Below are 25,337 nucleotides of genomic sequence, written 5' to 3' on the forward strand. Positions count from 1 at the left end.
AGCCAAGCTCGTGTCGCAGCTTGCCCGCCGCAAGAGGCGCGCGATTGTCTATTTGTGTGGGATTGGTGTCAGGCTGAAGTCCGGCTCGTGGTCGGGGCCTAGCGAGACCGTCGCCACCGGCATGACCGGCCGGTCGCGGGTGAGGCCGATCTCGAAGCGCGCCAGCAGGCTGCCCAGCATGATCTGCGCCTCGGCCATGGCAAAACTGGCGCCGATACAGACCCGAGGACCCGCGCCGAACGGCATGAAGGCGTCCAGGCCCCAGGGCGAAGGGTGATCCACGAAGCGGTCGGGCAGGAAGGCGGTCGGCTGATCCCACAGCTTGCGATGCCGCTGGATCAGCCATGGGCTGATCATGATCATCTGGCCCGGCTTGACCCGATGCCCGAGAATCTCGTCGGCCAGAACGACTTCGCGGGCGATCAGCGGCGCGGGTGGATACAGGCGCAGGGCCTCCATCAGCACCGAGCGCAGCAGGGGCCAGGCCGAGAGATCGTCCAGCGTGCGGATCTGGTCGGGCGGGACGGCCAGGACTTCGGCGCGCACCCGTCCTTGGGTCGCGGGATCCAGAGCCAGCAGATAGGTCGCCCAGAACAGTAGTCGCGAGGTAGTCTCGAACCCAGCCGCCAGCAGGGTGCCGCACTGGTCGCGGACCTCGGCGTCGGGCAGGGGCCGGCCGTCCTCGTCGCGGGCGGCCAGGAGGCTGTCCAGAAGATCGCCGCCTTCCAGGGGCGGTCCCGCCACTTTGCGGCCCGTGATCAGGGCGGCGACGGCGCTCATCCACGCGTCTCCGGTCCGGCGTCGGCCGCGTTCGGCGAAGGCGAAGTCGCCGGGCTTGCGCGCCAGAAAGTCGAAGAGGTTCAGGCCGCTCTGGCCCTGCAGATAGGTTCGGGCGATCGCGGCCAGCTCCGCGCCGTCTTCCGCCGCCGGCCGTGAGAACAGGGCGCGCAGAACGGCGTCGAGCGCAGCGCGGTGAAAGCGCTCGCTGAGATTGCCCCTTGTCTGGCCCGCCAGCCCGTCGGCCAGGGTATGGCCTGCGGCGATGAAATGCGGCAGCAGGCTTCCGATCGCCTTGGGGGTGAAGCTGGGCGCCAGGGCCTTGCGCTGACGCCGCCAGGTCTCACCCTCGGTCAGCAGCAGGCCTTCGCCCACTAGCGGGCGGATAATGCGACCGGCCTGATAAGGCCGCCGATAGCGCGCCGCCTGGGCGCCCAGCACGTGCTTGACGCCCGCCGGGTCGCTGACCACCAGGCCAGGCTGCCCCAGGAAGGTGTAGGGGGTCATCAGGGTGTCGAAGTCGGCCTCCGACCAGGCCCCGACCATGTTGCGCATCATCGACCAGGCGGCGCGCAGATTGGTCTGGCCCTTGGCGTGGACCTTCGGCGCGGGCGGGATCAGGGGGCGGGGAACTTGCGCGTCCATGGGAGGCTTCCAGAACGGGAGCCACCGGGGAGGGCGCTCCATCCGGAACGACGGCATAGCACCCCGCAGGGTGCGCCGCAATAATTCACTATGTGATGAATATCAGGCGACGGCGGACCGTTGGGCCGGCACGTCGAAGATGCGGGTCGCGCCGCGCCAGACCTCGATCAGGTCGCAGCGGTGATGCATGTCGATCAACTCGAACGCGCGCTGGCGAGCGGCTTGATCATCGGCGAAAGGGGCGACGTCGAAGCGCGGAACGGAGCCATCGGGCTCGACGCAGAAGAACGTAAACACCTGCATGGGAACGCCGTTCTCAACAGGCGGGTCCGAGCCACATTCGATGGGCGGGGGCCGCTGGGCGCTGGTTTTTGTTCTCAACCAGCCAGAACTCACCATAGGACCAAATGTCGCGATTCTCCACCGGTTTGAGTCTTCAAAGAAGACTCTCTCGCGACTCATCTGGGGACGGTCCTGGGGATGAATCCGCCGTGCGCCGGAACGTTCCAAAGCCGGTTCCCTTTTTGCGGCGTAACCTCTAGGTTCGCACCCTTTCGTAAACGGCGACGTTGAGACTCCATGGCCGCCCACTATCTCGATTTCGAACGCCCCATCGCTGATCTGGAAAGCAAGATCGAGGAGCTGAGCAAGCTCTCCGAAACCGCGGGGCCAGGCGCGTTCGAGCTTGAGATCCAGGCGCTGCGCGACCGCGCCCAGGAGCTGCGCGTCGAGGCCTACGCCAATCTGGACGCCTGGCAGAAGACCATGGTCGCCCGCCACCCCCAGCGGCCCCATCTGCGCGACTATCTGGCCAGCCTGATCGACGAGTTCGTCGAGCTGCGCGGCGACCGCAAGTTCGCCGACGACCAGGCCATTGTCGGCGGCCTGGGCCGCTTCCGGAGGCAACCCGTCGTGGTCATGGGCCACGAGAAGGGCCATGACACCACCACGCGCCTGAAGCACAATTTCGGCATGGCTCGCCCCGAAGGCTATCGCAAGGCCGTCCGCCTGATGGACATGGCCGAGCGTTTCAACCTGCCGGTCATCACCTTTGTCGACACGGCCGGCGCCTATCCGGGCCTGGGCGCCGAGGAGCGCGGTCAGGCCGAGGCCATCGCCCGCTCGACCGAGCGCTGCCTGACCCTCGAAGTGCCGATGATCGCCACCATCGTGGGCGAGGGCGGCTCCGGCGGGGCCATCGCCCTGGCCGGCGCCAACAAGGTGCTGATCCTGGAGCACTCGATCTATTCAGTGATCAGCCCCGAGGGCGCGGCCTCGATCCTGTGGCGCGACGGCGCCCGGGCCAAGGACGCCGCAACCCAGATGCGGATCACGGCGCAGGACCTGATCAAGCTGGGCATCGTCGACCGCATCATCGAAGAGCCGGCCGGCGGCGCGCACTCGGATCACGAGGCGGCCCTGAAGGCCGTCGGTGACGCGGTCGAGGACGAGTTGAAGGCCCTGTCCCTGCTCGACGCGGCCGCCCTGAAGAAGCAGCGCTCGGAGCGGTTCTACGCCATCGGTCGCGTCGGTCTGCAATAGTCGGACAAGGACGAACCGATGCTCTTCCGGACAATGCTGACCGCCGCCGCCTTTCTGGCCATGGCGCCGGTTGCGGCCCAGGCCCAGGCCCAGCCCAAGGAGGGCGTCACCTACAGTCCCGCCTATGAGCTTTGCTGGGACACGCCGGAAAACTCCAACACCTACGGGATACTTCGCTGCGGCGAGGCAGAGATGGCGTTTCAGGACGCCCGGCTGAACAAGGCCTATAAGGCGGACATGGCCGACTTGGCGGAGGCTCCTGAAGCCAAGGCCGCGCTGCTCAAGGCCCAGCGGGCCTGGATCACCTTTCGCGACGCCGACTGCGCCACGGTCCGGGCTCTGATCGGCGGCACCGTCGCCCCGATCTATATGCAGAACTGCTATCTGGAGCACACCGCTCGCCGGGCCCAGGTGCTGGAAGACCTGCTCAAGCCCTGAGCCTCAACTCGGCCGGCGCCCGGGCCGGCCGCCCGGTCTGACTCAGGTCAGCCGGGCGCTTTCCCGCAACAGCGGCGAGAGGTCTTCGAAGAACGTGTTCAGGTCGCTGGCGGGGCCGGGATAGAGCAGGCGGTCGGGGCCGCGGCGCACCAGGCCAGACTCGATCAGCATGGTCAGCTTGCGGCGGACGGACTCGCGCGGGATCCGTGTGATGTCCGACAGGCTCTGAACGTTGACGCCGTGGCCGCCGGCCGGCTGCGAAAGGCCGCGGGCGCTGGAGTCGGCGGCGAGGTTCATCGCCTTCAGCTCGCCCAGCACCAGCACCATGTGGATGATGAAGTTGTCCAGATCACCGGAATAGTAGTCCCGTCGCTTGATCAGCGTCGACAAAAGTATTCCACACCATCTGTAAACCAGCTTCGAATTTTCCAGATCATCGTCTGTCGAGTCGTATTCTGATTTCGAGTGCGCAGGTGATTTGATTGCCGCCAACTCCTGGATTCTCGACTTCCTTATCGGAAGCCCGATTTTGAAATGACCGGAGTAATATTGCGAGTTGCTCTCATCAAGCTGAAAGCGCGCCCGAAGCCCTGCGCTGGTGAGATCTTTCGAGGATATCTCCGCCTTTAGTGCGGTTCTGATCATCAGCCTATTCCATCGGTTCAGTCGGCGCCGCTTTTGCGGCCTTTGTTTTGGGTATCAAGAGAAGCGGCAGTCTCAGTCTACGACCTTAAGTGCAGATCCACCTGCGCGAGAATCTAGCTTGAGGATTCGAATTGTAAACTTTGCAATATAAATTGTTAAAACCCATACCGAAAACGGTAAAATGATGATTAACCAAGTTAAAATTATAGCTAATAGTTTAAAAACTGACACTACGCGTGACGACAAGGGGGCCTTGTTGTTTGCGTATGCTCCGTCTGATCGGTCGAGTACGAGCATCTGAGGTTGCCATTGTTTTCGAATGCGGCACTTTGACGCGGAATAGATTTCACGCCAAGCAAGTTTGCGCCCATTTCAGGTGGTGGTCGCGCCCAAGTTGGGCGGCTACACAACTTTCGGATGCTCGCGCAACAAGGGAATTGGATCCTCCGGAAGGCGAAAAATTCGCGTGCCAGGTGGGAATGGGCGGCGGCAGGAGCGCTCGCCAAACCTTGTGAGGCTTGGGATATCGCAAATGTCCGAGAGGTCCCGAAAGCCGTTTGGCGAGGCGTCCGCGCGGCCTTAAGAAAGTGGTCGGTCGACGGGCGGCCGGGGAGGAGAACGCCATGCAAAAAAAATTGCTCTGGATCGCCGCCGGCGTGCTGTTTTGCACCTCTGGCGTTGCCAATGCGCAGGCTTCTACCCCAGCGACTAAAGCAGCCAGGCCGGTTTCGGCCCTGGATCGTTGCCTGGCCCGGCCCGAGGGCCAGACCACCTACGGCATGATCGAGTGCCTGGCGAGCGAGACCCGCGTTCAGGACGCCCGCCTTAACCACGCCTATCAGGCCGCCATCAGCCGGCTGGAGCGTCCGCGCCAGAAGGCGGCGCTGCAGAAGGCCCAGCGGGCCTGGATCGCTTTCCGCGACGCCGACTGCGCCAGCTATCTGGACGAGGACTGGGGTTCGGTGGCCCGGGTCGAGGCCAACCAGTGCGTGCTGGACCGCACCCGCGAGCGGGCCGGCGAGCTGGAGCTCTTTCGCAAGGGGCGCTGAGGCCTCTTGCCTGACGTTACGGTCAACCGCGCATAGTCCCTGAAAATCGTCAGGGAGAGACGCGCATGGCTATCAAGACCCGCTTCACCGAGATGTTCGGCGTCGAGCACCCCATCGCCCAGGGCGGCATGCAGTGGGTGGGCAAGGCCGAGCTGGTCAGCGCCGTCGCCAATGCCGGCGCCCTGGGCTTTCTGACCGCCCTGACCCAGCCCACGCCCGAGGCGCTGAGCAAGGAGATCGCCCGCACCCGCGATCTCACCGACAAGCCGTTCGGCGTGAACCTGACCATCCTGCCGACCATGACCCCGCCGCCCTACGCCGAGTTCCGGGCCGCGATCATCGAGAGCGGGATCACCATCGTCGAGACCGCAGGCTACAAGCCGCAGGAGCACGTGGACGACCTGCGGGCCCACGGCGTCAAGGTGATCCACAAGTGCACCGCCGTCCGTCACGCCCTCAGCGCCGAGCGGATGGGCGTGGACGCCATCAGCATCGACGGCTTCGAGTGCGCCGGCCATCCGGGCGAGGATGACATTCCCGGCCTGATCCTGATCGCCGCCGCCGCCGACAAGGTGAAGATCCCGATGCTGGCCTCGGGCGGCATCGCCGATGCGCGCGGCCTGGTCGCGGCTCTGGCCCTCGGCGCCGACGGCGTCAACATGGGCACCCGCTTCTGCGTCACCCAGGAGGCGCCGATCCCGATGGCCTTCAAGGAGCAGATGGTCGCCAATGACGAGCGCCAGACCGACCTGATCTTCCGCACCCTGCACAATACCGCCCGGGTGATGCGCAACCAGGTCAGCCAGCAGGTGGTCGAGATCGAGCGGGCCGGGGGCGCCAAGTTCGAGGACGTCGCCCATCTGGTGGCCGGAACCCGGGGCCGCGACGCCCTGGCGCAGGGCGACACCGACGGCGGCATCTGGTCGGCCGGCATGGTCCAGGGCCTGATCCATGACATCCCGACCGTCAAGGATCTGGTCGACCGCATGGTGGCCGAGGCTGAAGACATCATCCGCGGCCGGCTGGCCTCGATGCTGGCCTAGCGCTGGATCAGGTCTTCCAGCCGGCGCATCACCTCGGCGCGGGCGGCCTCGTCGGCCTCCTGCGAGGCGACTGATTTCATCGTGCTGATGAACAGGCCGCCGATCGCGGCGCTGCGCGAGGCGGCCCGGGTGCGGTTGATGTAGTCGCACAGCAGCCGGGCGGCGCGCACCAGATGCACGTCCTCGTCGGGGTCGCACAGGGAGATGACGCTGGAGCTGGCCTCGAACAGCTGGTTCCAGTCGTCCTCGCCGGGGGCCGCCAGGGCCCGCCATTCGCCCATCCGGGTCAGGGCCGCGCCGATGGCGTCGATGTTCTCGCCGCGGGTCGAGGCGATCACCGCCCGGGCCTGCTCCAGGGCCGTGCGGGCGTGGACGCCGCCGGCGGTCTGCATGATCTGCGCCAGCATCGGCTGCTTGCGGATGGTCCGGACCAGGCTCACGAGCGCACCTTCTGGGGCTTCAACAGGGCGTCGATGGCGTCGCCGGACAGGTTGGCGTCGATCGCCGCGCCGATCTCGATCGACAGGTCGCTCCTGCGGCGCCCGGCCCCGAACTCGGACGGCGGGGCGCGGTTTTTCCAGCGCCGGTCGGGACCGGCATAGGTCTCGCAGACCAGGAAATTGCGCTGGTGGGTGGCGATCCAGAAGATGCGCTCCAGCAGCACGGTCGGGCTGATCGGCTTGGCGATCATGAAATGCGCCCCGCAGTCGCGGCCCATGGCGATCTCTTCCTCGCGGGTATGGGCCGAGACGATCAGCGCCGGGATGATCCGCTCTTCGTCCTCGGGCCGGGCCCGCAGCCAGCGCACCAGGGCGTAGCCGTCATAGTCGGGCATGACCGCGTCGGTGATCAGCAGGTCGAAGCGCTGGCGGCTCATCAGCTCCTGCGCCTCGAAGGCGCTGCTGGCGGCCGTCACCGATCCGGCCCCGAAGCTCCGGACCAGATCGCAGAGGATTTTCAGGGACTTGTCGTTGTCGTCGACGATCAGGAACCGGGCGGAGGACAGATTTATCCGACTGCTGTCTTGCAAAATCGAACTCCCCTCAAGTCAATACGCTGTACTTGGTAAACGGAACTGGGCAATATCAATCAGGCTTATGAAGGCGATACTGGCTTTCGAGGCCAGATGTCGGGACGATATCTCTCCGGGTCGGCGACGTAAACATCGAGAGCGGCCAAAAGCGCTCAGAGCTCGGTGTCGAAAACTCATTGTGGGGTCGGCTGTCGGGATCGCGCGATGATCCCGCTCGCCCGTCCGCGACTCTGTCGACAGCTTCGCCGGGGGCTTCGACGTGGCTGTATCAGGAATATAATGGCAGACATAGTGCCGTTATATTTTAATCGCCGGCCGGGCCTATCCCGTCGGGGCGCCCCGCGGGGAATACCGCTGGTCCGCGCCGCCGGAATACCGAAGACTGACGCCCGCAAACCGAGGACACCCCGATGGCCGATTCGATCGAGCAGATGATCGACCGTCTGCGCCATCTGGAGGACCAGTTGGAGGCCGCCTTCGTCGCCCGGGCCGGCGAGCACGGGCTGGAGCTCAAGCGCGGCAAGCCCCACTTCAGCCCCGACGCCCGCCAGAGCCAGCGCAGCCACAAGCGCCGCATCGACTTTTTCAAGACCCCCTGGCCCACCCTGCTGACCATGCCGCTGATCTACGGCATGGTCATTCCGATGGCCCTGATGGACCTGGCCGTCAGCGTCTACCAGCTGGGCTGCTTCAGCGCCTGGGGCATCGAGCGGGTCCGCCGCCGCGACTATGTGGTCATCGACCGCCACCGGCTGAGCTATCTGAACCCGGTCCAGAAGCTCAACTGCGTCTATTGCGGCTATGGCGCCGGCGTCATCGCCTATGCCCGCGAGATCACCGCCCGCACCGAGCAGTACTGGTGCCCGATCAAGCACGCCCTCAAGGTCAAGGGCAGCCACGAGCGCTACGCCGCCTTCCTCGACTATGGCGACGCCGAGGGCTTCGTGAAGAGCTCGGCCGCCTATCGCGAGCGGCTGAAGAAGGCCAAGGACCGGGCTGACGCGGCCGCCGCCGAGTCGACGAAGGCGGACTGAGCCGCCTTCAGCTTCCCCCGCCGACTACCGCCCGATCAGCGCCACATCCATCGCCGCCTGCTCCATGGCCAGCAGCCAGTCCTGCCGCACCTGATCCAGCTGGCGCGCGTGTTCGGCCTCGCGGGCCTGTTGCGCGGCGTCGGCCGGGCCGGCGGCGCGGCGCGGTCGGGGCGAGGCCGGCGTGCGGCGGACAATGCGAGGGCGGGCGGCGCGCTCGGCCGCTTCGGCCGCCCATTGCGCGCGCAGGGCGTCGAGCTTCTCGGTCATGGCCTTGTGCCAGGCGTTGACGCGGGCTTCGCGTGAGGTGTCGGTCATGGGTGTCTCCTGGGATGCCGGCGGCGCGCGCCGGGATGGGCGCACGGCTTCGCCGCCGCGCCGGATCGCGGCGCGGGTGAAAACGGGAGAGGCGCGGGGCGTCCGGACCGCGTCCGGAGCTGTTGTGAAGAGTGTACCGTTTCGACGAAGCCTGACGCCCCGCGCGGTCGTTATCCCTCTGGCCGGGGCGCGCAGGCCTTGTTCAGCCTTATGCCCCACCCGGGTTTTGTCCTGCCTCGCGACGCACCCAGCCTGAAGCTGCGGCAACGCCGATTCCGGAGGAACCCGGAGCGAACCTTCGGGCGGGCGGGGGCCCTCCGACGGACCTCCCGATAGGCGGGTTTACGTCACCCGCCCTCCCATCAAGCCGGCCGGTCCCGCATCACGCGACTCCGGCGGCCCCGCTCGACCGCATCCGCGCCGCGCGTCTCGGGCCGGATCCAAGAGCCCTCTCCCTCGCGACGGGATGGCTAGAAGTATGCGGCAGGTTTGAGCGCGTCTGACAGGCGCGATCGATTTTTCTGCAGGGCGTTGAAAGGGTTGGGGTTTGTGGCGGCGGGCGCGGGGATAAACTGCGCGCTATCCCCGTGAGCAACCCTCTCCCAGAGGGAGAGGGAGGGGCCCACGCTTGCGTGGGAGGGTGAGGGGTTACACCGTCAACCGTCCTGGCGCCCGAAGGCCCTGCCTTGTCCGGAAGGGCTTCGCAAACCCCTCACCCTCCCACCGCTGCGCGGCGGGCCCCTCCCTCTCCCTCTGGGGGTAATTATATACGTGACAAAGCAGGATTGAATTGATAGGGTTTTCTCACTGGAGCCCTGCCGATGAACCTGACCTCTGAAATCTTCCAAGACGCCGACAAAGCCCGCGCCCATCTTGAAGCGACGCGTTGGCCGCAAGGTCCGATCTGCCCGCATTGCGGCGTGGTCAACGAGGCCACGAAGATTGAGGGTCGGTCGGCTCGTCCAGGCCTGTATCAGTGCAACGCCAAGGAATGCCGTGAGCAGTTTACTGTGACGGTCGGGACCGTGTTCGAACGCTCCAAGGTGCCGCTCAACAAGTGGCTGCTGGCGACGTTCCTCATGTCGTCCAGCAAGAAGGGCATTTCGGCCCACCAGATCGGCCGCACACTCGGCGTTACCTACAAAACGGCTTGGTTCATGTGTCACCGCATCCGCGAGGCCATGGGCGATGATGGCAGCGCTCCGATGGGCGGCGAAGGCAAGTTCGTTGAAGCAGACGAAACCGTGATTGGCGGCAAGGAACGCAACAAGCGCCTGTCCAAGCGCAACCCGAAGAACATTGGCGCCGTGGGCAAGCAAATCTGCTTCACGCTGGTTGAGCGCGGCGGTCGCGCCCGCTCGTTCCATGTCGCCAACGTGACCGGCAAGACCCTGCGTCCGATCATCGTCAAACACGTTGATCGCAAGTCAGCCCTGATGACCGACGACGCTGGCCAATACCGCAACGTCGGTCGCGAGTTCGCGCGCTTCGAAACCGTCAACCACGGCAAAGAAGAATACGTTCGTGGCGACGCTTACTCGAACACGGCGGAAGGGTTCTTTTCGATCCTGAAGCGCGGCGTGATCGGGACCTTCCATCACGTCTCGGAAGCCCACCTCGCCCGCTATCTGAAAGAGTTCGACTTCCGCTATTCCAACCGTATCGCGCTCGGCATCAACGACACGATGCGTACTGACGAAGCCCTTCGCGGCATCGGCGGCAAGCGCCTGACCTATCGGCGGACTAACGAAGGCGCGCACGGTTAGGCAGAAGGCGCGTAAGCTTTTCCAGAAGCGTAAGCCTACGCGTGCTGGCCGGACTGAAGGTTAGCGGAACGGCGGCGCGCAAGTATGCCACAGGAGGCGGTGATTTGCAGGTCATAGATCAGTACTCCGTAGTTAGCGTCCCAATCGAGATGTTCTTCGCTGAAACGCTATTGAGCCAGGGAACGGCCTTCTTTTGGAAGTTAGAGCAACAACTGTTTCTGATGACCAACTGGCACAATGTATCTGGAAAGGACCCATTTACCGGGAAACATCTGTCAAATACCTTAGCTGAGCCAAATCAGTTGAGGGTTTGGTGGAATGTCAAAGATCAACTTGGCGATAAGGTCGCCCTAAATCATCCGTTACGTGATGACGAGGGAGTCCCACTCTGGCTCGTGCACCCTCACTTAGGATCGGCGGTGGATGCTGTAGCCCTGCCGCTGATCGCGCCGCCAAACGTGGAGCCTTACGCCGTCAACGACCTCCCGGAGATGGCCATCAGAACCGAGATAGGCAGCGACCTTTTTATTCTTGGGTATCCCTATGGGATCGGGCCGGGCGGCTTGCCCGTTTGGAAGCGGGGTAGTCTCGCGTCAGAACCGGATGTTGCGGATCCGAGCCGTCCATTTACCCTCATCGATACGGCGAGCCGACCCGGAATGTCGGGCTCTCCAATCATCCGCCGCGCGTCAGGCTCGGTTCCGATGGAGGACGGCAACACGTGCGTGATGACCGGTGTCGCCACGCGATTCTTCGGCATCTACTCCGGACGCATCCACTCTTCTAATCCCCTCGATGCGGAACTTGGGCTGGCGTGGCGCAGGCCGCTGCTGGAAGAAATCATCGCGGGGGGCGTGCGGGACGCTTAGGGGCGGCCTTGTTGTGCGGCTTGTGGGGTGTGTTCACTAGGTTCCGTAGAACTCGCTCAAACTCTTCGTCGGATTCTGGCGATTCAGGCTTAGGATCTTGGCTCATAGCGCAACCTACATCTAGTCAGCCTCGGACCGCCAGTGTGACAGATCCATATCCAGATACGCCCGCTGAAGTCCTCCAGGCCGTTGGGCGCTTGATCATCGCGACAGCAAATCTGGAAGCCTATCTGTTCATCGCCTTCTCTGGGCTGCTCGGAGATGGGGCAATAGCGGGGGCAATTCTGATAAAGATTGAAAACATCAGCGCCCGGTGGGCGATCGTGAAGAGTGTAGCGAAACTGAATCCAACGCACCCCATATCGGTCCAAATTCTGAAGGGGGAAGCATGCATCGGTAACGCCTTGGCTCTTCGCAACAAGCTGGCCCATAGCCTGTATGGAACCGAAGAAGAGACAGGGCGCACAGTGCTGATAAAGGGAGCGCTTTCTAAGCGCCACGGATCTCACAAAAACGAGCCGCTAGACCTTTCTCTTTTGGACTCAACCACCAGCGAGCTAGGAATTGTCGTTCGAGCCATCGCAGCAAGCTGTAAGGGCTTATCTATGGCATTGGGCTGACATCGCGCGAAATACTCTCACGAGCCAGTCGTCTTCTGGTGATGCCCCATCTGGGCCATGCATGAGAACGACATCCCACCCCGCATCAATCATGGCGGGGGTGACTTCTATCTCAGCTCCAGATTGACCTCTCGAATCAGCGCCGCCATCGGCTTGCTTTGTCAGGTACATAATCCTCCCCTCTGGGAGAGGGCTGTGGTCTGTGCGCCCCGCCCCCTTCGCGCCGAAGGGAGCCATCCCTTCATCTTACGGCGAGACGGTCGCCGGTCTGGGCAGGTTGCTCCGCCGACACCGGTCCGCGACCGGCCGCGCCGTGGCGGCCCGTAGTCCTGTCCGTCACACCAGTCGCTCCGGCAAGTCCATCGCCTCGTCCAACACCCGCAAGATCACGACAACATCGCCTTCAACGCGGAAGGCCACCACGTGACGGGGGCGGCCCACGCGATCCTGGCGCGGCAGGTCGGCGCGGCTGAAGCGGATGGGATAGAGGCGCAGGTCGGGCGGAAGGTCCGGATCGGTCCGGACGCCTGCACGATCGGCGTTCTCGCAGAGCGCTGCGAAGGCGCGTTCCAGCAGCAGGCGGTAGAGGTGCCGTTGGCGCTTGCCGAACCGGGTTTCGCTCCACGCCAGGATCGTGGCCACGTCGCGGCGGGCGCCGGCCGTGAGATGGGCTCGCCTCACGCGGCGCGCGACGCCTCGTCGAGTTCGGCCTCGATCTGGTCGAACCAGGCGCCCAGGTCCTCGACGATCTCGACGCGGCCGGCTTCCAGATCGTCGAGACCTTCCTGAATCAGGGCCTTGAAGCGTTCGACCTTCGCGGCCTCGCGACGTTGCTGGCGCTGAAGCAGATCGACAGCCGCCGCCAGTACGGCGTCGACGTCGGGATAGGCGCCGGAGGCGACCTCGGCCTCGACAAAGGCTTCAAGAGGCTCGGGCAGGACGACGGAGTGCGTGGTCATGGCCGTAAGGGTACGGCGAAATCAGGGTTTCTCAAAGCGGGGACCACGCCGCCTTCGCGCCGAAGGGAGCCAGCCCTTCATCTCACGGCGAGACGATCGCCGGTCTGGACAGGTTCCTCAAGGACCGGTCTGCGACCGGCCGCGCCGCGGCGGCCCGGAGGGCCGTCCTTGACCAACCTGTCCAGACCGGCACGCTTGGCCTCCATGAGATGAAGGGCGGGGTGGGGCGCTGCACATACCCCCTCAGCTGAGACATGATCGAAGTGGCGGCGATCCTAGTCTTCGACAATGGCCAGCGTGATGGCCAGGCGATCAAGCTGAGTCTTTTGTTCTTCCTCCCGGAGAGGGAGTGGTGTCTATTCGGGCACAACGAGGGCGAGCATGGCCAAAATTTCAATATCGGGAAGATCGGAAGGGCTCATAATTGAATGGGACACTTCTCCGATTATCAGAGAACTGACGCGCCTCAGACTACTGCATGATGATAACCCAAAGGGGATTATTGTTACCGGTGAAAATTTGACAGAATTTACGTTGCCGCTCGTACATGAGTTGCGGGGATTGAATGCAATTGTCGCTACAGACTCTCAAGATGTAAGAGAGAAGTTGGTACCAAATAATCTTGCTGGATCATACAGGGATGATGTTACCAGACTCGGGAATATAATGCCGTATGAATTGGGGCTTGCAGTCAAAGGGGCGCTCGTTAAGAGGGATGCGGCAAATATCGGCGTTTCCGAATATTATGAAGATGTGCTGAAGCCAATAAAAATATTTAGAAAAGAATTCTATTACGATTACATAAAGAATATATCTAGCTTAATATCGGATAGTATATTGGTTTATGGCGCGTCGCGCCCCGACAGCGCCTTGACCTATTTTGATGCGCTAGTACCTGCGATATCAAAGGTATCTCCTGACACCGTGTGGCTTCTGCTGGGTGATGGCGAGGTTGCGCGGTCCACCGGATTCAGGGTTATGGAAAGAGATTATGTTACTTGGGACCAGATTGTAGAGGGCGTTGCTAATGGAAAGGGTGTGGACGCAGCTCATCTAAAGCTTCTTCTTGAGACGACACTCCCTCCGCCCCCAAGGTTTTCTCGAAAATCGTCTTCGAAAATATCTGGAGCGGCAGCTAGGCATTTTTCAAGATATTATATTGATCATGTAAATAAAGACTTATCCATTAATACATATGGATTGCCAAAGCCCCTATCTGCTCCCATAGAATTTCTAATTGGCAGCGGAAAGTTACAGTCTTCAATTAGAAGAATTGAGGGGGTTGTTAAGGAAGATGATGCCTCGACTGTCTTGCAAGAGTTGGTAAATCAAATAAACGACATAACAAGTGTATATAATCTTTCAAATTCTGCGCCTATAATATCGCAGAAAATGTCACGCCTAAAATCTGTTCTTAATGAAATAATCGAAAATCCAACAGGTCCTGCGGTAATAAGGGCGGGAATAATAAACGGATCTATAAAAGACCAATTGAAATTTGAGTCTGACAACATAGACGATGCTGCGCATGGTGGCATAAATGCCGCAACGCGACAGACGGATCTCTTTTTGAATAGGCTTCGGGCGTGGAGAGAGTATCTTTGGGAGGTCGATAGGCCGCAAGGTGAAATAGAGAGCAGTGTCGTCGATAGAGCATTTGATGTTCTTCGCGAGTTCAGCGATCCTAAAACAATGTATTCTGAAGCGGCAAGAGAAGTTACTTCTTATATAAGTGACATTGAAAGTGGAGCGAGTTCTGAGCTTGAACGTGAAGGCGTGGTTCGAATGGCGCAAAACATGCTGGCTGTTGTGGCTGGATACGTAAATTCTCAATTTAAGAAAAGTGTTTCGGATGCTCCAAGTGCGATATTAACTGACGGAATAAAGTATACGTCAATTGCCGCTTTGGTGGCGACTATAATAAAACTAGAGCCTGTCATTTTAAAAATAGCTAGTTCACATGGCGCAATGTTTGGATGGGTAGTGGAGTTTATTTCCTGGGCGAAAGTCGTTTTTTGAATAGATCCCCTAACTCCCCAGCGACCTAATCGCCACCAATCACTATCCCCGGCCGCGTTTTGAACGCGATCCGCGCCATCGCGGCCTCCGCCCAGTTGCCCCCTCCGGGCCCTTCGGGCCGTCCTCCCCCGGAGGGGGAGGATCTTCGGCCTACAGCCGGCTCTTCCTGAACGCCTCGGCCTGCTCCGCCCGCAGCTCCTGCCGGATCCGCTTCGGCGCGGCCTTGTCCACCGCCTCGCCCGGCGCCGTCAGGATCTCGTTGGCGAACTCCAGGTCCATCATCTTCATGCGCTTGATCTCGTCGCGCAGGCGGGCGGCGGTCTCGAATTCGAGGTTGGAGGCGGCCTCGCGCATCTTGGACTCCAGGTCCTTGAGGGCGGCCTTGAAGTTGTCGCCGGTGAAGGGCTTTTCGACGTCGCCGGCGTGCAGGCCGCCGATCGGCACGGTGACGCGGTCGCCGCGCTCGAACGGGCTGTTGAGGATGTCCTTGATGTCGCGCTTGACGCTTTCGGGGGTGATGCCGTTGTCGAGGTTGAACTGGTGCTGCTTGTCGCGGCGGCGCTGGGTCTCGCCCATGGCCCGCTCCATGCTGCCGGTGATCCGGTCGGCATAGAGCACCACCTTGCCGTCGATGTTGCGCGCCGCGCGGCCGATGGTCTGGATCAGGCTGGTCTCCGAGCGCAGGAAGCCTTCCTTGTCGGCGTCGAGAATGGCCACCAGGCCGCATTCGGGGATGTCGAGGCCCTCGCGCAGCAGGTTGATGCCGACCAGCACGTCGAACTTGCCCAGCCGCAGGTCGCGGATGATCTCGATGCGCTCCAGGGTGTCGACGTCGGAGTGCATGTAGCGGACGCCGATGCCCTGCTCGTTGATATATTCGGTCAGGTCCTCGGCCATCTTCTTGGTCAGCACGGTGACCAGCGAGCGGTAGCCCTTCTTGGCGGTCTGGCGGATCTCGTCGATGACGTCGTCGACCTGGCTGGCGCCGTTGGCGCTGACCGGGCGCACCTCGACCGGCGGGTCGATCAGGCCGGTGGGGCGGATCACCTGCTCGGCGAACACGCCGCCCGACCGCTCCAGCTCCCAGGCGGCCGGGGTGGCGCTGACATGCACCGACTGGGGCCGCATGGCGTCCCATTCCTCGAACTTCAGCGGGCGGTTATCCAGGGCCGATGGCAGGCGGAAGCCGTACTCGGCCAGGGTCCATTTGCGGCTGCGGTCGCCTTTGTACATGGCGCCGATCTGCGGCACCGTCTGGTGGCTCTCGTCAGTGAACAGCAGGGCGTTGTCGGGGATGTATTCGAAGAAGGTCGGCGGCGGCTCGCCGGTCTTGCGGCCCGACAGATAGCGGCTGTAGTTCTCGATGCCGGCGCAGGAGCCGGTGGTCTCGATCATCTCCAGGTCGAAATTGGTCCGCTGTTCCAGGCGCTGGGCCTCCAGCAGCTTGCCGTTCTCGTACATCCAGGCCAGCCGCTCTTTCAGCTCGGCGCGGATCTCGATGATCGCCTGGCGCAGGGTGGGGCGCGGCGTGACGTGGTGGCTGTTCGCGTAGACCTTGATCGACGGCAGGTCGGCGGTCTTCTTGCCGGTCAGCGGGTCGAACTCGGCGATGGCCTCGACCTCGTCGCCGAACAGGCTGATGCGCCAGGCGCGGTCTTCATAGTGGGCGGGGAAGATCTCCAGCGTGTCGCCCCGGCGGCGGAACGTGCCGCGCTCGAAGGCGGCGTCGTTGCGCTTGTACTGCTGGGCCACAAGATCGGCCATCAGCTGCTTCTCGTTGACCGTCTGGCCGACCTCCAGGGTGAAGGTCATGGCCGTATAGGTCTCGACCGAGCCGATGCCGTAGATGCAGCTGACCGAGGCGACGATGATGACGTCGTCGCGCTCCAGGATCGCCCGGGTGGCCGAGTGGCGCATCCGGTCGATCTGCTCGTTGATGGAGCTGTCCTTCTCGATATAGGTGTCGGTGCGCGGGACGTAGGCTTCGGGCTGGTAGTAGTCGTAATAGCTGACGAAATATTCGACCGCGTTCTCCGGAAAGAACGATTTCATCTCGCTGTAGAGCTGGGCCGCCAGGGTCTTGTTGGGGGCCAGGATCAGGGCCGGGCGCTGGGTCTTCTCGATGACCTGGGCCATGGTGAAGGTCTTGCCCGAGCCCGTGACGCCCAGCAGCACCTGGTCCTGGTCGCCGTTCTCCAGGCCTTCCACCAGCTCGGCGATGGCCGTCGGCTGGTCGCCGGCGGGGGAGTATTCGCTGACCAGCTTGAACCGCTTGCCGCCTTCCGACTTGGCGGGGCGCTCGGGGCGGTGCGGGGTCCACAGGGTCTGCCGGGCGATCAGGGCCGGATCGGCCGAGACGTCCATGACGAAGGGCGTGGAGACGTCTGAAACGCCGCTGTCTCGGGTGCTGGGCATCCCCGGAAAATAGGGTCCCGCGCGCCCGAAGGCTAGGGGCCCTGCTGACGGCGAGTGTCAGCAGGGTGGCGGGAGGGGGCGGTTACCAGACTTCGCCATGGATGGGAGCCAGCCAGGTCGCACGCGCGCCGCCGACTTTGACCAGCGCCGCCTGGATATCGGGACGGGCCGCGATCGCCGCCTGACGCTGGAGCAGGGCATCGTCGCTGGGCGAGAGGGCAGCCGGACGGGCCCGGGCCGACAGGGCATGGATCGCCCACGGCGCCTCGTTCGGGCGTGACAGCCGGATCTTGTACAGCTTGGCGGCTTCGTCGAGTTCGCCCAGGCAGAGCAGGGCGTAGGTCTGGGCCGGCAGGGACGAAGGGCCGTCGCGCGACCACATCTCCTCGAAGTCCAGGCGCAGGGCCGTCGTCCGGTGCAGCCGGAAATTGACGCAGGCAGCCTGGGCCGCAACCCAATCGGCCATGTCGGGCTCACCCGGATACTTGAAATAGTCGATCGCTCGCAGGGCTTCGACCAGGCGAACGTCGTCAGACAGGTGGCGAACAAGGACCAGGTCCGCCCAGCCGTCATAGTCCTTCGCCCTTTCAGCGGCGAGAACCACCGTTCCGTCCTCATCGATAGCCCTGTCGAACTCGCCCAGCTGCCAGAGGGCGTGGGCGCGCTCGGCCCGGACGCGGGGCAGGATCGCGATGTCCTCGAAGGCCGCCGGCGCTTTGACGGCGCGGGCGATGGCGTCGTCGACCAGGCGCAGGGCCGCTGCAGGACGGCCCAGGCGGCGAAGCAGTTCGGCGCGCTGACGCAGCCCCTCCAAACGTCTGGGATGCGCAAGACTGAGCTGTTCCAGCTCGGCGAGTTCGCGCGCGGCGACGGTCTTCGGATCGAACCACGCGTCATCCAGCCGCCGCGCTTCGGCCAGGCGGGGGTCCAGTCGGACCATCAGGAGAGCGCTAGTCGATCGCAGGCGCTTGAGTATGGCGAGAACGTGCCCGGGCGCGGCGCCGCGCTCCGCCTCTCTCAGCGCCAGTTCGCTCCACGCCCAGTCTTCGCGAACAAACGGGTCGGGCGAGGTCAGGCCTCCAGCGGCCAGGGCCCGCAGCAGCTGCAGCCGCAACGCCCCCTCCTCGACGACTTCTGCCAGCTTGTGAAGGTCCCCGTGATCGAACGCGTCCAGCTTGCCGGTCGCGCGGACGGAGGACTCCACCGCGGTCACCGCTGACTCCGGTCGGGCAAGGTCGATCGCGGTCGGCGCGGCCTCGGCGCTGGCGGCGGTGGCCAGGGCCAAGGTCATCGCCAAGGCGAGAAACGTGACGCGCAGGGTCATCTGAAGGGCCGGGGATAGGGCTGGGTTTCGACCTTGCCGGAGAGCGAGATGACGCCGCGAACTTGGGGGTCCGCGAGCAGGGCCCGGCGGTGAGCCTGTCGAGCGCGCTCGGTCTCGGATCGCGGCGGGGGTTCGGGGAAGGTCTGGACTTCGATGAGGGCTTCCATGCGCGCTCCGGTATCGTCCAGTCGGTCCATCAGCGACAGCGCGGCCGCGTCCAGGTCGTTCACGCAGGCGAGGGCGTCCATATAGAGGTCGGGCGCGAAGTCTTGTTTGCGCCGCAAGGCGGCCAAGGCCTGATCGCGAGCCGCCACATCACCCAACTGGGCGTGGGCGCAGGCGCGAACGCTGTCGACAAACAGAGCGCCCCGTGTGCTCAGGCTCGCAGTATCCAGGCCGGCCAACGCGGCCAAGGCTTCGCTAGGTCGCTCCATGTCGGCCAGGAACTCAGCCAGATTGAGAAGGAGGGGTGTGCCGGCTCGGCCGTCGGCTTGGGCTATAGCCTGTCGCCAGGCGGCCTCGGCCTCGTCCGAACGCCCTAGCGCCCTCAGCGCGCGCGCCCGTAGGTCGCGCGTCCAGATCGCCGCCTCGGGATCGGAGAGGCCCATCGGCGATCCTGTCGGCGCGGCGAGCCGGCCAAGAGCCTCTTCCGTCAGGGCGAGGAGCTCATCGTCGCGCTTCATATCCAGCAGGGCTAGGCCTAGGGCGTTGACGCGATGCAGCGAAGTGGGGTCCGCTCGGGAGAGGGTCTGCAACCGATCGAGCTGGCGGGCATAGGCCTCCTTGATGTTGAAGGCGGCCGGATTTTTGATGACCAGCGACGCGAACCGCCAATCGGCGCGCATGCCGATCAGCCGTTGGGGCGCCGTGACGCGTCGGGCGGCGAGGGCGGCGCGCTCAAACTCAAGGCGGTCGAGCAAACGGCCCGCGTGGGTGCTCCAGGCCGCGCTCCAGTCATTGATCGGATCTTTCGGCGCCCACCCCTCATCGAGCAAAGTGTTCATCAGGGCCATCTGCCGGATCTCACCGCGCGGCAGCTTTAGGCTGTCGATATAGAGTCCGTTGATCCCCTCGTCGCTGACCTGCTGCAGCATGGCGGGGTGGCGAATGACCAGCGTTTCGAAGGCGAAGAGGGCATCGTCATGATCCTCGGCGCCCAGCGCAGCTGAAACGCGCATCAGCCAGGCCCAGCCATCGGCGCCTTCCATCTCGGATGCGCGCCGCAGCAGATCGTGGGCCTCCTGATACTGCTGGGTCTTCAGCGCGGAGACGCCTGTCAGGTAAAGGCCAGATCGCTGAGTCTTGACCGGCATCGCCAGGAATTCATTGGTCTCGATCAGCGGCCGTAGTATTTCCAGGGCGCCCCCGAAGTCCTCGGCTCCGACACGCGTCGCGGCGAGTTCAAGATTTGACATTGGGCCGCCGAGGAAGGGCGCGCTCAAGGGCGTTCGCCGGACCGGAGCGCTCTGCGCCTTGGTCGGAGCGATTGAGGCCTGGGCCGGAGCGGCCAAGGGCGCTAGAGCAAGCGCGCTCACAACCAACAAGCCTGGGCGCATGCTTCCCCGCCAACCTTCACCAGAGATCTGTCTGGCGTGACGTGGTTGTCGAGGCAAAGCCTTGCGCGCCAGAGGCGAGCCGGATTCCCTAGGCGTGTTGGATCAGATCGCCGGGAACCCGTTGCGTTCCACGCCAAGCCCGGCGGTCTGGCCAGCTTTTCTCTCTGACGAAGCGGCCCTCGTGCAAGGCGCGCCGTCCATCCCCCGCGATCCGCGTGTTGCGCCGACGATACACATCCACGGTTTCCTGTCCGGGCCTGTCCCCGGAGCGCCGCCCGTCGCCGGGGGGCTGGCGACCGGATCGGCGCGCCCCGCGCCACGCGGAAACGCGCCAGCGGCGGGCGCCGTGGCGTTCATCTTTGAATAGTCTTCATGTCTATTCGTGAAGAGCAAGGAGGACGCTTCGGGGTGGTCCGCAAGTTAGCAATTTGTCATGAGACGGACTTGAAATTTCACGATTGCAATCCCGCCAACCAACAGGCCGATCTTGTCTCGACTCTACTTTGAGATCGGGAAGTATTTCTGTTTGTCGGTATTCGATGTCGTCTTATTGACGAAAGAGGGGAATTTATCGTGAAGCAATATAGAACTATACGTCGACGTCTGCTGGGATCTTCGATGATCTGTGGCGTCGCCATGGCGGCGCTGGCCGCTGGCCAGGCCTCGGCCCAGACCACGACGCCCGCGCCCGAATCCACCGAGATCGAAGCCGTTGTGGTCACCGGTTCGCTGTTCCGGCGCACCGACACCGAGACCCCTTCGCCGGTCACCGTGATGACCAACGAAACCCTGGAGCGCGCCGGCATCACCACGGCCACCGACGCCATCCGCTCGGTCTCGGCCGACGGCGCCGGCTCGATCGGCACGGGCTTCCAGAGCGGCTTCAGCGCCGGCGGTTCGGCCGTCTCGCTGCGCGGCCTGGGCGTGTCCTCGACCCTGGTGCTGGTGGACGGCCTGCGCTCGGCCAACTTCCCGATCAATGACGACGGCCACAACGCCTATGTCGACCTGAACTCGATCCCGTTCAGCCTGATCGACCGCATCGAAGTGCTGAAGGACGGCGCCTCGTCCAGCTACGGCGCCGACGCCATCGGCGGCGTGGTCAACCTGATCCTGAAGAAGCAGTTCGTCGGCGTGGCCGGCAGCGCCGAATATGGCGAAAGCGATCGCGGCGACGCCGAGCACAAGCAGTTCGACCTGACCCTCGGCTATGGCGACTATGCCGAGAGCGGGTGGAACGTCTACGTCAACGGCGAGTACCAGAAGGACGGCCGGGTCACCAACCACAGCCGCGGCTTCCCGTACAACACCCAGGACCTGAGCCGCATCGGCGGTCTGGACCAGAACACCGCCGACAGCACCCTGACCACGGCCACCCCTACCGCCGTCGTCACCCGCGTCAGCCAGACCGACCTGAACAACCCGCTGTCGGGCATGATCGGCGCGCCGCTGACCAATCAGTACCAGGCCCTGAACCTGAACTGCGCCAACGGAACCTACAGCGTCACCACCGGCGCGGCCCAAGGCTCCAGCTGCAAGTACGACCTGGTCGATCTGTACAACCAGATCGCGCCGTTCCAGGAGCGCTACGCCGTCAACGGCCGCCTGAGCGTGCGCCTGAACGAGAACATCGAGGGCTACATCACTGGCAGCTTCTCGCATGACGAGGTGCGGATCAAAAACCAGCCGCGCACCATCCGGGCCACCCAGCCGTTCGGGGGTTCGCCCGCCGTCTCGTCGCTGAACCCGGGCATCGTGCTGCCGGTCTATGTCTGCTCGTCGGGCGTCAACTGCGCCACGGCCGCGGACCGCCGACTGAACCCGAACAACCCCTATGCCACCGCCTTCGCGGCCGACCCGGCCAACGGCGCGGCGCGCATCTACTATCTGTTCGGCGACATCCCGGCCGGCAGCGATCGCAGCAACGACGTGATCCGCGGCACGGCCGGCCTCAAGGGCAGCTTCGGCGACGGCTGGGACTGGCGGGTCGAGGGCGTCGCCGCACGCGACAACCTGAAGATCACCCAGTACGGCTTCCTCAACATCGCCAACCTGCTGAAGTCGATCAACACGGGCGGCTACAACTTCGTCAATCCGTCGGCCAATACCGAGGCGGTTCGCGACTTCGTCTCGCCCGACGTGATCACCCCGTCGCACTCGACCTTGCTGTCGCTGGACGGCTCGGTGACCAAGTCGCTCTGGGCCCTGCCCGGCGGCGACATGCAGCTGGCCCTGGGCGCGCAGCTGCGCAAGGAAACCCTGGTCAACAACAACCAGAACGCCCGCCTGGACACCTATACCCTGACCACCTCGTCGGCCTTCGGCGAGCACACGGTCGCGGCCGGCTATTTCGAAGTGCTGGCGCCGGTCACCGAGGACCTCGAGATCAACGTCTCGGGTCGCTATGACGACTATTCGGAAGGCTTCGGCCACTTCTCGCCGAAGATCGGCGCCAAGTACGCGCCGATGAAGCAGCTGGCTTTCCGGGGCACCTACTCCAAGGGCTTCCGGGCGCCGACCTTCGCCGAAGCGGGCGCGCGCAGCCAGTATGCGGGCTTCTCGACCTTCACCACTCCGGCCGCCTTCCAGCAGGCGCACGGCGGCCTGACCTCGGGCGGCAACACCAACCCCTATGCCCAGTCCTATTCGCTGGGGGGCGGCTATGTCGGCAATCCGGACCTGAAGCCGGAAAAGTCGCGCAGCTTCACCGCCGGCGTGATCGTCGAGCCTACCCGCTGGTTCTCGGCGACGCTGGACTATTACGACGTCAAGAAGTCGGACCTGATCGTGGCCGGGCCGCTGCTGGCCAACGCCCGCAACGCCTACTACACCAAGACCAACGTGACGGACGCCTGCGCGGCCGTGGCGGCCGTTGGCGCGGGCTATTCGTGCAACCTGATCGACGCCGTCGATCCGCTGTTCCCGAACGCCCTGCCGCGCGTGCTGATCATCAATGCGCCGTTCGTCAACGCCGACTACTCCAAGACTTCGGGCGTCGACTTCTCGGCCACCGGCAAGTTCGACCTGCCGGGCGACGCCAAGCTGACCAGCCGCGTCGAGGTCACCCACGTGCTGAAGTACGACCTCCACACCAGCGGCGGCGTGCAGAAGTATGCGGGCACCCTGGGCCCCTACCAGCTGTCGTCGGGCAACGGCACGCCCGACTGGCGCGGCAACTGGCAGAACTCGGTGGAGTTTGGCCGCTACAGCCTGTCGGCCACCGCCTACTATGTCGGCAAGATCAAGTCCGTGGCCGCCGACCAGCGGACCAGCACCGACTGCGTCACCGCCAACCAGTATGCGACCGGCAACGCCGTGTTGGGCGAGAAGTTCTGTAACATCAAGAAGTTCATCAATGTCGACCTGAACGGGACGGCCAGGCTGAACGACGGTGTCACGCTGTACGGCCACGTCGGCAACCTGTTCGACGAACGGGCTCCGATCGCGCCGGGCGCCTATTCCAGCGCCCCGAACTTCCTGACGTCCTTCCATTATGCCGGCCTGATCGGCCGGACGTTCAAGATGGGCGTTCGCTTCGAGTACTAGGCGAGCAACCGCGCTGGAGGAGGCCGGTCCCGCGAGGGGCCGGCCTTTTTCGGGTTGGCGCGAGGGGCCTTAGGCGGTCTCTTCAGCCAGCGACTGGCATGGGCGAAGCCCGTTGGGGGAGTAGACGAGAATGAAGTCTCACCGTGTGGGCGTCGGCTTTTACGCACGCCTCGCCGTCATCGGCGTCCTGACCTATCTGCTGCATGAGGCCCTTCACTGGGTCGTCGGCCTGGCGCTGGGATATCCGGTCACATTCGGCTTGAACGGCGTCTCTTCGGCGACCGCGATGACCGCCCCGGACCACATTCTGTTTTCGCTTGCCGGTCCGGCGGTCACGATACTGGGGGCGCTGGCGGCGTTTGTCTGGTTGAAACAGGCGCCCAGCCTCACCGCCTATGCGATCCTATACTTCGCGTTCTTCATGCGGCTGGCCGCCGCCGTGGTCAGCGTCTTCAATTTGAATGACGAGGCGAGAGCCAGCCAACTGCTGAGCTGGGGAGTCTGGACGCTGCCGGCCATCGTCGTCCTGGGCCTCGGCGCGCTTACCGTGGCGGCCAGCAGGACGCTGCGACTGTCCTGGAAGGTGAACCTGGGCGCCTACCTCGTTTGCAGCCTCGTCATCTCGGCCATCGTCGGGCTGGACATGGTCCTGCGGGCCTAGGGGGCCGAGGACAGCCAGCCCCTGCCGAGCCTCAAGGGGCCGTGACGCGTTTCAGCGTCGTGCGGTTGCGCGAGATCCAGGCCTCGCCCGCGTCGTCCAGAAAATCGATTTCCTTCAGGCTGGTCATGACGTCGCCGTCGCGGGTCAGGGTCTGGCGCAGTCGGGCGGGGCGGTTGTCGTCCTGGGCGGTGGTTTCCGACACCAGGGTCCAGTGGGCGGCGTCGGCGGCCGGGGCGGCGAGGCGCAGGGTCGTGGTGTCCAGGCTGGTCTCGCGGCCCTTGCGGAAGCTGGCCGAGGTTTCCTGGCCGGTGGCCGGGTCAAACAGCTCGACCGTGGTGATGCGCACGATGCCCACCTTGGGGCCGTCGTCGAAGTCGGCCTTGCGGATCAGGGTGACGCCGTCGCCCTGGTCCTCGATCAGCACCTTCATCGGGATGCCAAACCAGCGGTTGGCCGAATAGTCGAGATATTCCAACTTGCCCTCCCAGCGGCCCGCCATGGCCAGGCGCAGGGCGGCGATGTCGAGCTGGGCCTGGGCGGCGGCGGGCAGGCCGGTCAGGGTCAGGCCGGCGGCCAGGGCAAGGGTGAGGGCGCGGCGGCGCATGGCGCGGGTCTCCGGGGTTCAGCTTCACCGTAAGATACGCCGCGAGCGAACGTCGGGATGCGAGGCGTTTGACTCTCAATTCACTGTGTGACACACAGTGTGCGCCACACACCATGTGGCGCACACGATACGGCGCACACCATGCCCACGGACACTGACATCTTTGAACAGCTCCGCCAGGAGCTTCGGCGCGGAACCCTGATCCTGGCCGTGCTGGCCCAGCTGCGGGTCGAGCGCTACGGCTACAGCCTGCGTCAGGCGCTGGCGTCGGTGGGCGTCGAGATCGACGAAGGCGCGCTCTATCCCATGCTGCGCCGGCTGGAAGGGCAGGGCCTGCTCTCCAGCGAGTGGCGCGAGGAAGACAAGCGCAAGAAGCGTTTCTACCGCCTGTCGGCGCAGGGCGAGGCCGTGCTGGCCCGCCTGGCCGACGAATGGCGCGCCATCAACGACACCCTGCAACCCCTGCTCTGAGGAGAG

The 25,337-nt window shown here is 64.1% G+C and carries 24 protein-coding genes; 12 read left to right on the forward strand and 12 right to left on the reverse strand.

Translation table 11 applies throughout. The features are described from left to right. Window positions 1-48: 48 nt before the first annotated feature. Window positions 49-1,422: a cytochrome P450 gene (locus ACW17V_RS03190; RefSeq protein ID WP_492107440.1), complete on the reverse strand. Its 1,374-nt coding sequence runs from the start codon at window positions 1,420-1,422 to the stop codon at window positions 49-51. A gap of 102 nt (window positions 1,423-1,524) precedes the next feature. Further along, window positions 1,525-1,725 carry a hypothetical protein gene (locus ACW17V_RS03195; RefSeq protein WP_492107441.1) on the reverse strand — a complete coding sequence of 67 codons (201 nt, stop codon included), beginning with the start codon at window positions 1,723-1,725 and terminating at the stop codon, window positions 1,525-1,527. A gap of 276 nt (window positions 1,726-2,001) precedes the next feature. Between ACW17V_RS03195 and ACW17V_RS03200 the strand changes: the two genes are divergently transcribed. Both ACW17V_RS03200 and ACW17V_RS03205 read left to right on the forward strand, forming a co-directional pair. Then, window positions 2,002-2,964 (forward strand): acetyl-CoA carboxylase carboxyltransferase subunit alpha, encoded by a 963-nt coding sequence (locus ACW17V_RS03200; RefSeq protein WP_492107442.1) that lies wholly within the window; start codon window positions 2,002-2,004, stop codon window positions 2,962-2,964. An 18-nt stretch (window positions 2,965-2,982) separates the two neighbouring features. Further along, on the forward strand, window positions 2,983-3,402 hold the full coding sequence (locus ACW17V_RS03205; protein ID WP_492107443.1) for a lysozyme inhibitor LprI family protein: 420 nt from the start codon (window positions 2,983-2,985) through the stop codon (window positions 3,400-3,402). Window positions 3,403-3,444: 42 nt separating this feature from the next. On the opposite strand, the gene ACW17V_RS03210 is transcribed toward ACW17V_RS03205, so the two are convergent. Continuing rightward, window positions 3,445-3,792 carry a hypothetical protein gene (locus ACW17V_RS03210; protein ID WP_492107444.1) on the reverse strand — a complete coding sequence of 116 codons (348 nt, stop codon included), beginning with the start codon at window positions 3,790-3,792 and terminating at the stop codon, window positions 3,445-3,447. Between the two features lie 878 nt (window positions 3,793-4,670). On the opposite strand from ACW17V_RS03210, the gene ACW17V_RS03215 reads away from it, so the two are divergent. Next, the gene (locus tag ACW17V_RS03215; protein ID WP_492107445.1) at window positions 4,671-5,096 is read left to right on the forward strand and encodes a lysozyme inhibitor LprI family protein; all 426 of its coding nucleotides are present in this window, start codon (window positions 4,671-4,673) and stop codon (window positions 5,094-5,096) included. A gap of 65 nt (window positions 5,097-5,161) precedes the next feature. After that, entirely contained in the window at window positions 5,162-6,139 is a 978-nt protein-coding gene (locus tag ACW17V_RS03220; protein ID WP_492107446.1) for an NAD(P)H-dependent flavin oxidoreductase, read from the forward strand. On the opposite strand, the gene ACW17V_RS03225 is transcribed toward ACW17V_RS03220, so the two are convergent. Both ACW17V_RS03225 and ACW17V_RS03230 read right to left on the reverse strand, forming a co-directional pair. Further along, window positions 6,136-6,579 (reverse strand): hypothetical protein, encoded by a 444-nt coding sequence (locus ACW17V_RS03225; RefSeq protein ID WP_492107447.1) that lies wholly within the window; start codon window positions 6,577-6,579, stop codon window positions 6,136-6,138. The genes ACW17V_RS03220 and ACW17V_RS03225 overlap by 4 nt on opposite strands. Next, complete coding sequence (locus tag ACW17V_RS03230) at window positions 6,576-7,169, reverse strand: response regulator (RefSeq protein WP_492107448.1); 594 nt, start codon at window positions 7,167-7,169, stop codon at window positions 6,576-6,578. Before ACW17V_RS03230 ends, ACW17V_RS03225 begins: the two co-directional genes overlap by 4 nt. Window positions 7,170-7,582: 413 nt before the next feature. On the opposite strand from ACW17V_RS03230, the gene ACW17V_RS03235 reads away from it, so the two are divergent. Next, complete coding sequence (locus ACW17V_RS03235) at window positions 7,583-8,206, forward strand: hypothetical protein (protein WP_492107449.1); 624 nt, start codon at window positions 7,583-7,585, stop codon at window positions 8,204-8,206. Between the two features lie 24 nt (window positions 8,207-8,230). Here the strand turns inward: ACW17V_RS03235 and ACW17V_RS03240 are convergent, their stop codons facing one another. Then, entirely contained in the window at window positions 8,231-8,521 is a 291-nt protein-coding gene (locus ACW17V_RS03240; RefSeq protein ID WP_492107450.1) for a hypothetical protein, read from the reverse strand. Window positions 8,522-9,342: 821 nt separating this feature from the next. Between ACW17V_RS03240 and ACW17V_RS03245 the strand changes: the two genes are divergently transcribed. From ACW17V_RS03245 to ACW17V_RS03255, 3 genes are all read left to right on the forward strand, one after another. Beyond that, window positions 9,343-10,287 carry an IS1595 family transposase gene (locus ACW17V_RS03245; RefSeq protein WP_492107451.1) on the forward strand — a complete coding sequence of 315 codons (945 nt, stop codon included), beginning with the start codon at window positions 9,343-9,345 and terminating at the stop codon, window positions 10,285-10,287. Between the two features lie 41 nt (window positions 10,288-10,328). Next, window positions 10,329-11,156 carry a trypsin-like peptidase domain-containing protein gene (locus ACW17V_RS03250; RefSeq protein WP_492107452.1) on the forward strand — a complete coding sequence of 276 codons (828 nt, stop codon included), beginning with the start codon at window positions 10,329-10,331 and terminating at the stop codon, window positions 11,154-11,156. Window positions 11,157-11,299: 143 nt separating this feature from the next. Further along, window positions 11,300-11,776 (forward strand): hypothetical protein, encoded by a 477-nt coding sequence (locus ACW17V_RS03255; RefSeq protein WP_492107453.1) that lies wholly within the window; start codon window positions 11,300-11,302, stop codon window positions 11,774-11,776. A gap of 336 nt (window positions 11,777-12,112) precedes the next feature. Here the strand turns inward: ACW17V_RS03255 and ACW17V_RS03260 are convergent, their stop codons facing one another. After that, complete coding sequence (locus ACW17V_RS03260) at window positions 12,113-12,457, reverse strand: type II toxin-antitoxin system RelE/ParE family toxin (protein ID WP_492107454.1); 345 nt, start codon at window positions 12,455-12,457, stop codon at window positions 12,113-12,115. Next, on the reverse strand, window positions 12,454-12,735 hold the full coding sequence (locus ACW17V_RS03265; RefSeq protein ID WP_492107455.1) for a type II toxin-antitoxin system ParD family antitoxin: 282 nt from the start codon (window positions 12,733-12,735) through the stop codon (window positions 12,454-12,456). Before ACW17V_RS03265 ends, ACW17V_RS03260 begins: the two co-directional genes overlap by 4 nt. 381 nt (window positions 12,736-13,116) lie before the next feature. Here ACW17V_RS03265 and ACW17V_RS03270 point away from each other — a divergent pair, with 381 nt between their 5' ends. Then, on the forward strand, window positions 13,117-14,754 hold the full coding sequence (locus tag ACW17V_RS03270; RefSeq protein ID WP_492107456.1) for a hypothetical protein: 1,638 nt from the start codon (window positions 13,117-13,119) through the stop codon (window positions 14,752-14,754). Window positions 14,755-14,904: 150 nt separating this feature from the next. Here ACW17V_RS03270 and uvrB read toward each other — a convergent pair whose 3' ends face one another. From uvrB to ACW17V_RS03285, 3 genes are all read right to left on the reverse strand, one after another. After that, window positions 14,905-17,169 (reverse strand): excinuclease ABC subunit UvrB, encoded by a 2,265-nt coding sequence (gene uvrB, locus ACW17V_RS03275; protein ID WP_492107457.1) that lies wholly within the window; start codon window positions 17,167-17,169, stop codon window positions 14,905-14,907. Window positions 17,170-17,251: 82 nt separating this feature from the next. Continuing rightward, window positions 17,252-18,493: a hypothetical protein gene (locus tag ACW17V_RS03280; protein ID WP_492107458.1), complete on the reverse strand. Its 1,242-nt coding sequence runs from the start codon at window positions 18,491-18,493 to the stop codon at window positions 17,252-17,254. Further along, window positions 18,490-19,908, reverse strand: a complete 1,419-nt coding sequence (locus ACW17V_RS03285) for a tetratricopeptide repeat protein (protein WP_492107459.1) — start codon at window positions 19,906-19,908, stop codon at window positions 18,490-18,492. Before ACW17V_RS03285 ends, ACW17V_RS03280 begins: the two co-directional genes overlap by 4 nt. A gap of 759 nt (window positions 19,909-20,667) precedes the next feature. On the opposite strand from ACW17V_RS03285, the gene ACW17V_RS03290 reads away from it, so the two are divergent. Further along, window positions 20,668-23,595 (forward strand): TonB-dependent receptor plug domain-containing protein, encoded by a 2,928-nt coding sequence (locus tag ACW17V_RS03290; RefSeq protein ID WP_492107460.1) that lies wholly within the window; start codon window positions 20,668-20,670, stop codon window positions 23,593-23,595. Between the two features lie 145 nt (window positions 23,596-23,740). Next, the gene (locus ACW17V_RS03295) at window positions 23,741-24,256 is read left to right on the forward strand and encodes a hypothetical protein (RefSeq protein ID WP_492107461.1); all 516 of its coding nucleotides are present in this window, start codon (window positions 23,741-23,743) and stop codon (window positions 24,254-24,256) included. Between the two features lie 31 nt (window positions 24,257-24,287). Here the strand turns inward: ACW17V_RS03295 and ACW17V_RS03300 are convergent, their stop codons facing one another. Continuing rightward, a complete protein-coding gene (locus ACW17V_RS03300) occupies window positions 24,288-24,860 on the reverse strand; it encodes a hypothetical protein (RefSeq protein ID WP_492107462.1) in 573 nt (190 codons plus the stop codon). Window positions 24,861-25,001: 141 nt separating this feature from the next. Between ACW17V_RS03300 and ACW17V_RS03305 the strand changes: the two genes are divergently transcribed. Then, window positions 25,002-25,331: a PadR family transcriptional regulator gene (locus tag ACW17V_RS03305; RefSeq protein ID WP_492107463.1), complete on the forward strand. Its 330-nt coding sequence runs from the start codon at window positions 25,002-25,004 to the stop codon at window positions 25,329-25,331. Window positions 25,332-25,337: the final 6 nt, after the last annotated feature.

The sequence above is a fragment of the Caulobacter sp. FV2ye17ST genome, assembly GCF_058680955.1.

Bases quoted from the DNA above. Each gene is read 5' to 3' on its own strand.
- ACW17V_RS03235 (WP_492107449.1), top strand. From the start codon at position 7,583: ATGGCCGATTCGATCGAGCAGATGATCGACCGTCTGCGCCATCTGGAG.
- ACW17V_RS03290 (WP_492107460.1), top strand. From the start codon at position 20,668: ATGATCTGTGGCGTCGCCATGGCGGCGCTGGCCGCTGGCCAGGCCTCG.
- ACW17V_RS03240 (WP_492107450.1), bottom strand. From the start codon at position 8,521: ATGACCGACACCTCACGCGAAGCCCGCGTCAACGCCTGGCACAAGGCC.
- ACW17V_RS03270 (WP_492107456.1), top strand. From the start codon at position 13,117: ATGGCCAAAATTTCAATATCGGGAAGATCGGAAGGGCTCATAATTGAA.
- ACW17V_RS03245 (WP_492107451.1), top strand. From the start codon at position 9,343: ATGAACCTGACCTCTGAAATCTTCCAAGACGCCGACAAAGCCCGCGCC.
- ACW17V_RS03265 (WP_492107455.1), bottom strand. From the start codon at position 12,735: ATGACCACGCACTCCGTCGTCCTGCCCGAGCCTCTTGAAGCCTTTGTC.
- uvrB (WP_492107457.1), bottom strand. From the start codon at position 17,169: ATGCCCAGCACCCGAGACAGCGGCGTTTCAGACGTCTCCACGCCCTTC.
- ACW17V_RS03195 (WP_492107441.1), bottom strand. From the start codon at position 1,725: ATGCAGGTGTTTACGTTCTTCTGCGTCGAGCCCGATGGCTCCGTTCCG.
- ACW17V_RS03205 (WP_492107443.1), top strand. From the start codon at position 2,983: ATGCTCTTCCGGACAATGCTGACCGCCGCCGCCTTTCTGGCCATGGCG.
- ACW17V_RS03215 (WP_492107445.1), top strand. From the start codon at position 4,671: ATGCAAAAAAAATTGCTCTGGATCGCCGCCGGCGTGCTGTTTTGCACC.
- ACW17V_RS03305 (WP_492107463.1), top strand. From the start codon at position 25,002: ATGCCCACGGACACTGACATCTTTGAACAGCTCCGCCAGGAGCTTCGG.
- ACW17V_RS03280 (WP_492107458.1), bottom strand. From the start codon at position 18,493: ATGACCCTGCGCGTCACGTTTCTCGCCTTGGCGATGACCTTGGCCCTG.
- ACW17V_RS03300 (WP_492107462.1), bottom strand. From the start codon at position 24,860: ATGCGCCGCCGCGCCCTCACCCTTGCCCTGGCCGCCGGCCTGACCCTG.
- ACW17V_RS03200 (WP_492107442.1), top strand. From the start codon at position 2,002: ATGGCCGCCCACTATCTCGATTTCGAACGCCCCATCGCTGATCTGGAA.
- ACW17V_RS03220 (WP_492107446.1), top strand. From the start codon at position 5,162: ATGGCTATCAAGACCCGCTTCACCGAGATGTTCGGCGTCGAGCACCCC.
- ACW17V_RS03190 (WP_492107440.1), bottom strand. From the start codon at position 1,422: ATGGACGCGCAAGTTCCCCGCCCCCTGATCCCGCCCGCGCCGAAGGTC.
- ACW17V_RS03285 (WP_492107459.1), bottom strand. From the start codon at position 19,908: ATGTCAAATCTTGAACTCGCCGCGACGCGTGTCGGAGCCGAGGACTTC.